Genomic DNA, 5,627 nt, shown 5'->3' on the forward strand with positions numbered 1-5,627 from the left:
CACGGCCTCGCCCAGCAGGTACGACCCGAGGAACGGGTAGATCTCCAGCGGTTCGCCGCGCAGCGTGTCCGGCACCGGCGAGTAGTGGGTCAGCGCGACCTTGACGTCGGTGTCGAGCCCCTCGAGCGCGGTCCGGAGCCGGTCGGCGACCTCGGTGGTGTGCCCGATGAACGCCTTCATCTCCCGCTCGCCGAACGCGCTGCCGCACTTGCCCGCGAAGCCGCCGCCGAAGCCCTTGACCCCGGCGACGCCGAGCGTGCGGTCCCCGATCGTGAAGACGGCGCCCTCGCCCTCCAGGACGATCAGGCCGCCGTCGCGCAGCACGGCCGTGACCTCGTCGGGGCGGTCGTCGTGGTGGTCGTGGTTGCCGAGCACGGCGACCACCGGCACCGGCAGGTCCCGGTACTCGTCGGCGACGACCTTGGCCTCGTCCACGGTCCCGTGCCTGGTCAGGTCGCCCGCCAGCAGCAGCACGTCGGCGTGCTCGGCGACGTTCTCCAGCGCGGGCCGCATCCGACCGCGCGCCGACTCGTCCAGGTGCACGTCGCCCACGGCGGCGATGCGGATCATCGGAGGTCCTCCTGTCCTTCGGGTTCGCCGGCCGGGACGACCTTCACGTCGTCGAGCACGGTCAGCTCCGGGGCGACGTCGTGGATCACCGCTTCCAGCTCCGCCCGCCGCTCCGGGCTCGCGACGTCACCGGAGAGCAGCGCGGTGTCACCCCGAACGGTGATGCGAACACCCATCTCGGTGGTTCGCGGGTCCTCGGCGATGGCCCGGCGCAACCGGGCGGCGAGGTACTGCTCGGGCTCGTCCGTCATGACGCGGTCCTCTCCCGCACCGGCTCGGACTCCGGCGCGATGATGTCCAGCCGCTCCACCAGCAGCAGGAACGACTCGGCGTAGGGCGAGTGGCCGGTGGCCTCCCGCACCTTCTCCCAGTCGATCTGCTCGCGCAGCGCGCGGGCGAAGGGCAGCAGGGCGCTGAAGTCGCAGCGGTGCCCGTCGAGCACGAGGAGCTTGCCGATCATCACCTCGGTCGCGGGCATCACCGGCAGCACCACGGAGCCGACCTGCAGCTCCTCGGCGCGCTCCAGCGTCTCGGTGGTCACCGGCAGCTCGTTGGGCCGGTAGAGCAGGTCGACCAGCAGGTCGCCGTCGTAGACCTTGAGCAGCCAGTCCTCCGGCGGCTCCGCGGCCCGCATGCCGACGGCGACCAGCGCGCGCACGGCTTCGGCGGCGTCCTCCTCGCGGACCAGGATGTCCGCGTCGTGCTCGGTGGAGGGTCCGCCGCGCGCGTACACCGCGCAGCCGCCCGCCAGTGCGAACGGGATGCCCTCAGCGCGCAGCGCCTTGGCCACCTTGGTCAGGGTGCGCAGCAACTCGTCCTGTAGGCCGCTCATGGGATTTCGTTTACCCGTGTGACGTCCGATTCACACGGGCCCGGACGGGTACACGGCACGGTATGACCGCGAAACCGCCTGACCCCAACCCCACGCGCACACCGGGCCTGGAGCCGGGTGGCGGCGTCGCACCGGGCGACACGCCGCCGGACTCCGGCCAGACCTCGGGCCTGTCCCACCCGCAGCCGATGCCGTCGAAGGTCGCCCCCGTGGTGACCCTGGTGGCGGTGGTCGTCCTGACGGTGCTGGTGGTGGCCTTCGTGGTGGCGGAGCTGATGGGCTGGACCGCCCTGTTCTGACCCGCCGCCCCTACCACCTCGGCCCGGTCCCCACTCCGGTTCATCCACAGGTCCGGTGGTTGTCCACAACGTGCTCTTCTCCGGCTGCCGGGCGTGAATCCGCGGCTCTAGCTTCGGATCCATGCCAGACGAACACATCCCGGTCACCACCGCACCGCTTTCCCGCGCCGCACTGCTGCGGGTTTTCCTCCGTGGCGCCGCGCGCGGCTTTGTGCGCGCCGTTCTGCGCGCGACGCGCCCCCGGCTCGCGGGCCGGTCCACCACGCCCGCGAGCCCACCCGCTCCCCCGCCCTCGTTCTCAGCGAGGCGCGGGGGTCGGGCGTCCCTAGGGCGCGGGGACGGGGTTCGCGGCCAGCGCGACGGCGACGGCGTGCAGGTTGGCCGCCATGGTCCGCCCGGTGCTGTGCGCCCACTCGTGCCCGTGGTCGGTGTCCGAGTAGTCGGGTCCGGGGCCGGGCCCCATGTTCCAGTACGTCCAGGCCTGTCCGGGGATCGTGTACCCGATGTCCCCGAGCCCGCCCGCGACCTCGCTGACGACGTGGTGCGCCCCGTCCTCGTTGCCCGTGACGACGACGCCCGCGACCCGGTTGTAGGCGACGGGCCTGCCGTCGGCGTCCTGCTCGGAGATCATCGCGTCCATCCGCTCCAGCACCCGCTGGGCGAGGGACGAGGGCCTGCCGACCCAGGTGGGCGTGGCGATGACCAGGATCTCCGAGCCGAGCAGGTCCCGGTGCACGGCGGTCCAGTCGTCCCCGAGGTCGGTCTCCACGCCGGGCTGGACGTCGAGGTCGGCGATCCGGTGCTCGACGACGTCGACCCCGCGTTCCCGGAGCGCCCCCACCACGACCGAGGCCAGGGCCCCGGTGTTGGACGGCGCGGGCGACTTCTTCAACGTGCAGTTGAGCACGGTAGCGCGCACAGCTCCCACCTCCGGTCTGAGCGGATCGCGCCCGGTTACCCGCGACGACCCGCCCCAACCGCGCCCTTCGGCAGCACCCCCGGCACGGGAGAGCGGGTGACCCGGAGGCTTCCCGGATCACCCGCCCGATTCCCGCGCTCGCGCGCCTCAGCCCAACCGGGGCGCTCAGCCCAACCGGGGCACCGTCAGGTCACGGGCCTCGGCGTACCTCTCGCGGACGAACGGCGTGGCCTCGGCGGTGAACGAGGCCGAGGTCCGCGCCGTCCAGACCGGCGGGGCGTCGGCGCCGCCGACCGCCCAGGCGGCCTGCCGGGCGGCGCCGTCGGCGACGTACTCCCCCGGCTCGGGCACCAGCACCGGGCACCCGAACACGGCGGGCGCGATCTCCCGGACCGCACGGGCCCGAGCCCCGCCGCCGATCAGCAGGACCCGGCTGACCGGGGTGCCGACCGCCCGCAGCGCGTCGATCGCGTCCGCGAGGCTGCACAGCATCCCCTCGACGGCGGCCCGCGCCAGGTGTCCGGGCGTGGCCGTGTCCAGCCGCAGCCCGTGCAGTGCCCCGGTGGAGTCCGGCCGGTTCGGGGTGCGCTCGCCCTCCAGGTACGGCACGAAGGCCAGCCCGCCCGCCCCGGCCTCGGCGCCCAGCGCCAGCTCGGACAGCCGGTCCAGGTCGACGCCGAGCATCGCGGCGGTGGCGTCCAGGACGCGGGAGGCGTTCAGCGTGCACACCAGCGGCAGGTAGGTGCCCTCCGCGTCGGCGAACCCGTTGACGATCCCGGTGCCGTCCGCAGCCGCCGCCTCGGACCGCGCGAACGCGGTCCCGGACGTGCCCACGGACACCACGACGTCACCGGGCTGGATCTGCACGCCCAGCGCGGCCGACGCGTTGTCTCCCGCGCCGACCCCGTACCGGCCGCCGATCAGCTCGGCGGGTCCGGCGACCCGAGGGACCTCGGGCGCCCGTCCCATGGCCAGTTCCAGCAGGTCGGGCCGGTACTCGCCGGTGACCGGGGACCAGTAGCCGGTGCCGCTCGCGTCGCTGCGGTCGGTGACCAGGTCGGCCAGGTCGCCACCACCGCGCAGCTTCCAGGTCAGCCAGTCGTGCGGCAGGCACACCGCGGCGACCCGCGCGGCGGCCTCGGGCTCGTTCCGGGCCAGCCACCGCAGCTTGGTGACCGTGAGGGAGGCGACCGGCACGCTGCCGGTGGCGTCCGCCCACGCCTGCGCGCCGAGCTCGGCCGTCAGGTCCGCGGCGGCGCCCGCCGAGCGCGTGTCGTTCCACAGCAGCGCGGGCCGCACGACCTCCCCGGACGCGTCCAGGCACACCATGCCGTGCTGCTGCGCGGCCACCGAGACGGCCTCGACGTCGTCGAGCCCGCCCGCGGCGTCGATCGCCGTCCGCAGCGCGGTCCACCACTCGTCGGGGTGAACCTCGGTGCCGGGCGGGTGCGCGGCGCGCCCCTCCCTGACCAGCGCGCCGGTCTGGGCGTCGCGCACCACCACCTTGCAGGACTGGGTGGAGGAGTCGACGCCCGCGACCAGCGCCATCAGCGGGCGCCCAGGAGGTGCTCCAGGGCCAGCTGCGACAGCTTCACGAACCCGTACCCGCGCTCGGCGGCCTTGTCGGGGTCGAACGACTCGTCGGCCGCGAGGAAGTCCGCGATCGACTCGCCGTCGCCGAGGGTGGGCACGGCCTGCTCGGTGACGCCGCTGACCCGCAGCGCCTCCTGCACCTCGGGGTCGGCGCGGTAGGCCTGCGCGCGCTCCTTGAGCAGGGTGTAGGTGCGCATGTTGGCGGCGGCGCTGTCCCACACGCCGTCGACGTCCTCGGTGCGCAGGGGCTTGTAGTCGAAGTGGCGGGGGCCGTCGTAGCCGCCGTTCTCCAGGAGGTCGACCAGGAAGAACGCCGAGAGCAGGTCGCCGTGCCCGAAGACCAGGTCCTGGTCGAAGCGCGGCCCCTTCTGCCCGTTGAGGTCGATGTGGAACAGCTTCTTCTGCCACAGCGCCTGCGCGATGCCGTGGACGAAGTTCAGGTTGGCCATCTGCTCGTGGCCGACCTCGGGGTTCACGCCGACCAGCTCGTGGTGCTGGAGGGTGGAGATGAACGCGAGCGCGTGCCCGACGGTCGGCAGCAGGATGTCGCCGCGCGGCTCGTTGGGCTTGGGCTCCAGCGCGAACCGGAAGCCGTAGCCCTGGTCGACGGAGTGCTGCGCGATCGTGTCCAGCGCCTCGCGGTAGCGCTCCAGAGCGGCCTGCACGTCCTTGCCCGCGTCCGTCTCGGAGCCCTCGCGACCGCCCCACAGGACGATCGTCTTGGCGCCGAGCTCGGCGGCGAGCTCCAGGTTGCGCAGCACCTTGCGCAGCGCGAACCGGCGCACCGACCGGTCGTTGCTGGTGAAGCCGCCGTCCTTGAAGACGGGGTGGGTGAACAGGTTCGTGGTCACCATCGGCACGACGAGCCCGGTCTCGTCGAGCGCGCTGCGGAACGCGGAGACCCGCTGGTCCCGCTCGGCGGCACTGGCCCCGAAGGGGATCAGGTCGTCGTCGTGGAAGGTGACGCCCCAGGCGCCCAGCTCGGCGAGCTTGCGCACCGCCGTTGGCGCGTCGAGGACGGGCCGGGTGGCGTCCCCGAACGGGTCACGCCCCTGCCAGCCAACCGTCCACAGGCCGAAGCTGAAGTCGGTCACGGTGAACCTCCAATAAGTTTGATGCCTGAACTTATCGCGTTCGACGGATAGTATCCAGTGGTGTCCAGCCCGCAGCCGACCAACCGGCAAGCCCAGCGAACAGCGAAGCAGAGCCCTCCCGAAACCGCAGGCCAGCAGGACACGCCCCCAACCGCCCCGACACCCCAGACCACCCAGGCACCCACCGACCCCGGCCACCCCACCCCGCACGACACCGCCCTCGGCCGCGGCGACTCGCCGGTAGACCCCCTTGGCCGCCCCACACCGCCGGTCGACGCCACCGACAACTCCGCTCCACCGGTCGACGCCGCCTCCGGCAG

7 protein-coding genes and 1 pseudogene are annotated in these 5,627 nt (G+C 73.3%); 2 read left to right on the plus strand and 6 right to left on the minus strand.

The window, feature by feature from the left end; translation table 11 throughout:
- From ACTUAL_RS23060 to ACTUAL_RS23070, 3 genes are all read right to left on the minus strand, one after another.
- Window positions 1-570, minus strand: a 570-nt coding sequence (locus tag ACTUAL_RS23060) for a metallophosphoesterase family protein (protein ID WP_440901704.1), incomplete at its 3' end; no start/stop codon positions are given.
- Window positions 567-821, minus strand: a complete 255-nt coding sequence (locus ACTUAL_RS23065) for a phospholipid-binding protein (RefSeq protein WP_096492354.1) — start codon at window positions 819-821, stop codon at window positions 567-569. The genes ACTUAL_RS23060 and ACTUAL_RS23065, both read right to left, overlap by 4 nt.
- Window positions 818-1,402: a nucleotidyltransferase family protein gene (locus ACTUAL_RS23070; RefSeq protein WP_015800635.1), complete on the minus strand. Its 585-nt coding sequence runs from the start codon at window positions 1,400-1,402 to the stop codon at window positions 818-820. The genes ACTUAL_RS23065 and ACTUAL_RS23070 overlap by 4 nt, the downstream gene beginning before the upstream one ends.
- A 62-nt stretch (window positions 1,403-1,464) precedes the next feature.
- Here ACTUAL_RS23070 and ACTUAL_RS23075 point away from each other — a divergent pair, with 62 nt between their 5' ends.
- The gene (locus ACTUAL_RS23075) at window positions 1,465-1,701 is read left to right on the plus strand and encodes a DUF6480 family protein (protein ID WP_096492353.1); all 237 of its coding nucleotides are present in this window, start codon (window positions 1,465-1,467) and stop codon (window positions 1,699-1,701) included.
- Window positions 1,702-2,026: 325 nt separating this feature from the next.
- Here the strand turns inward: ACTUAL_RS23075 and ACTUAL_RS23080 are convergent, their stop codons facing one another.
- The 3 genes from ACTUAL_RS23080 to xylA all read right to left on the minus strand — a co-directional run bounded on the left by ACTUAL_RS23080 (window position 2,027) and on the right by xylA (window position 5,307).
- Window positions 2,027-2,620, minus strand: a complete 594-nt coding sequence (locus tag ACTUAL_RS23080; protein ID WP_096492352.1) for a flavodoxin family protein — start codon at window positions 2,618-2,620, stop codon at window positions 2,027-2,029.
- A gap of 165 nt (window positions 2,621-2,785) precedes the next feature.
- Window positions 2,786-4,168, minus strand: a complete 1,383-nt coding sequence (xylB, locus tag ACTUAL_RS23085) for a xylulokinase (RefSeq protein WP_440901705.1) — start codon at window positions 4,166-4,168, stop codon at window positions 2,786-2,788.
- The gene (gene xylA / locus ACTUAL_RS23090; RefSeq protein ID WP_440901706.1) at window positions 4,168-5,307 is read right to left on the minus strand and encodes a xylose isomerase; all 1,140 of its coding nucleotides are present in this window, start codon (window positions 5,305-5,307) and stop codon (window positions 4,168-4,170) included. The genes xylB and xylA overlap by 1 nt, the downstream gene beginning before the upstream one ends.
- 60 nt (window positions 5,308-5,367) lie before the next feature.
- Here xylA and ACTUAL_RS23095 point away from each other — a divergent pair.
- Window positions 5,368-5,627: pseudogene (locus tag ACTUAL_RS23095) on the plus strand (hypothetical protein); the annotation flags it as partial.

The sequence above is a fragment of the Actinosynnema sp. genome, from assembly GCF_052038725.1.

Excerpts from the sequence above, each read along its gene's own strand:
- ACTUAL_RS23065 (WP_096492354.1), bottom strand. The coding sequence starts at position 821 with ATGACGGACGAGCCCGAGCAGTACCTCGCCGCCCGGTTGCGCCGGGCC.
- ACTUAL_RS23070 (WP_015800635.1), bottom strand. The coding sequence starts at position 1,402 with ATGAGCGGCCTACAGGACGAGTTGCTGCGCACCCTGACCAAGGTGGCC.
- ACTUAL_RS23075 (WP_096492353.1), top strand. The coding sequence starts at position 1,465 with ATGACCGCGAAACCGCCTGACCCCAACCCCACGCGCACACCGGGCCTG.
- xylB (WP_440901705.1), bottom strand. The coding sequence starts at position 4,168 with ATGGCGCTGGTCGCGGGCGTCGACTCCTCCACCCAGTCCTGCAAGGTG.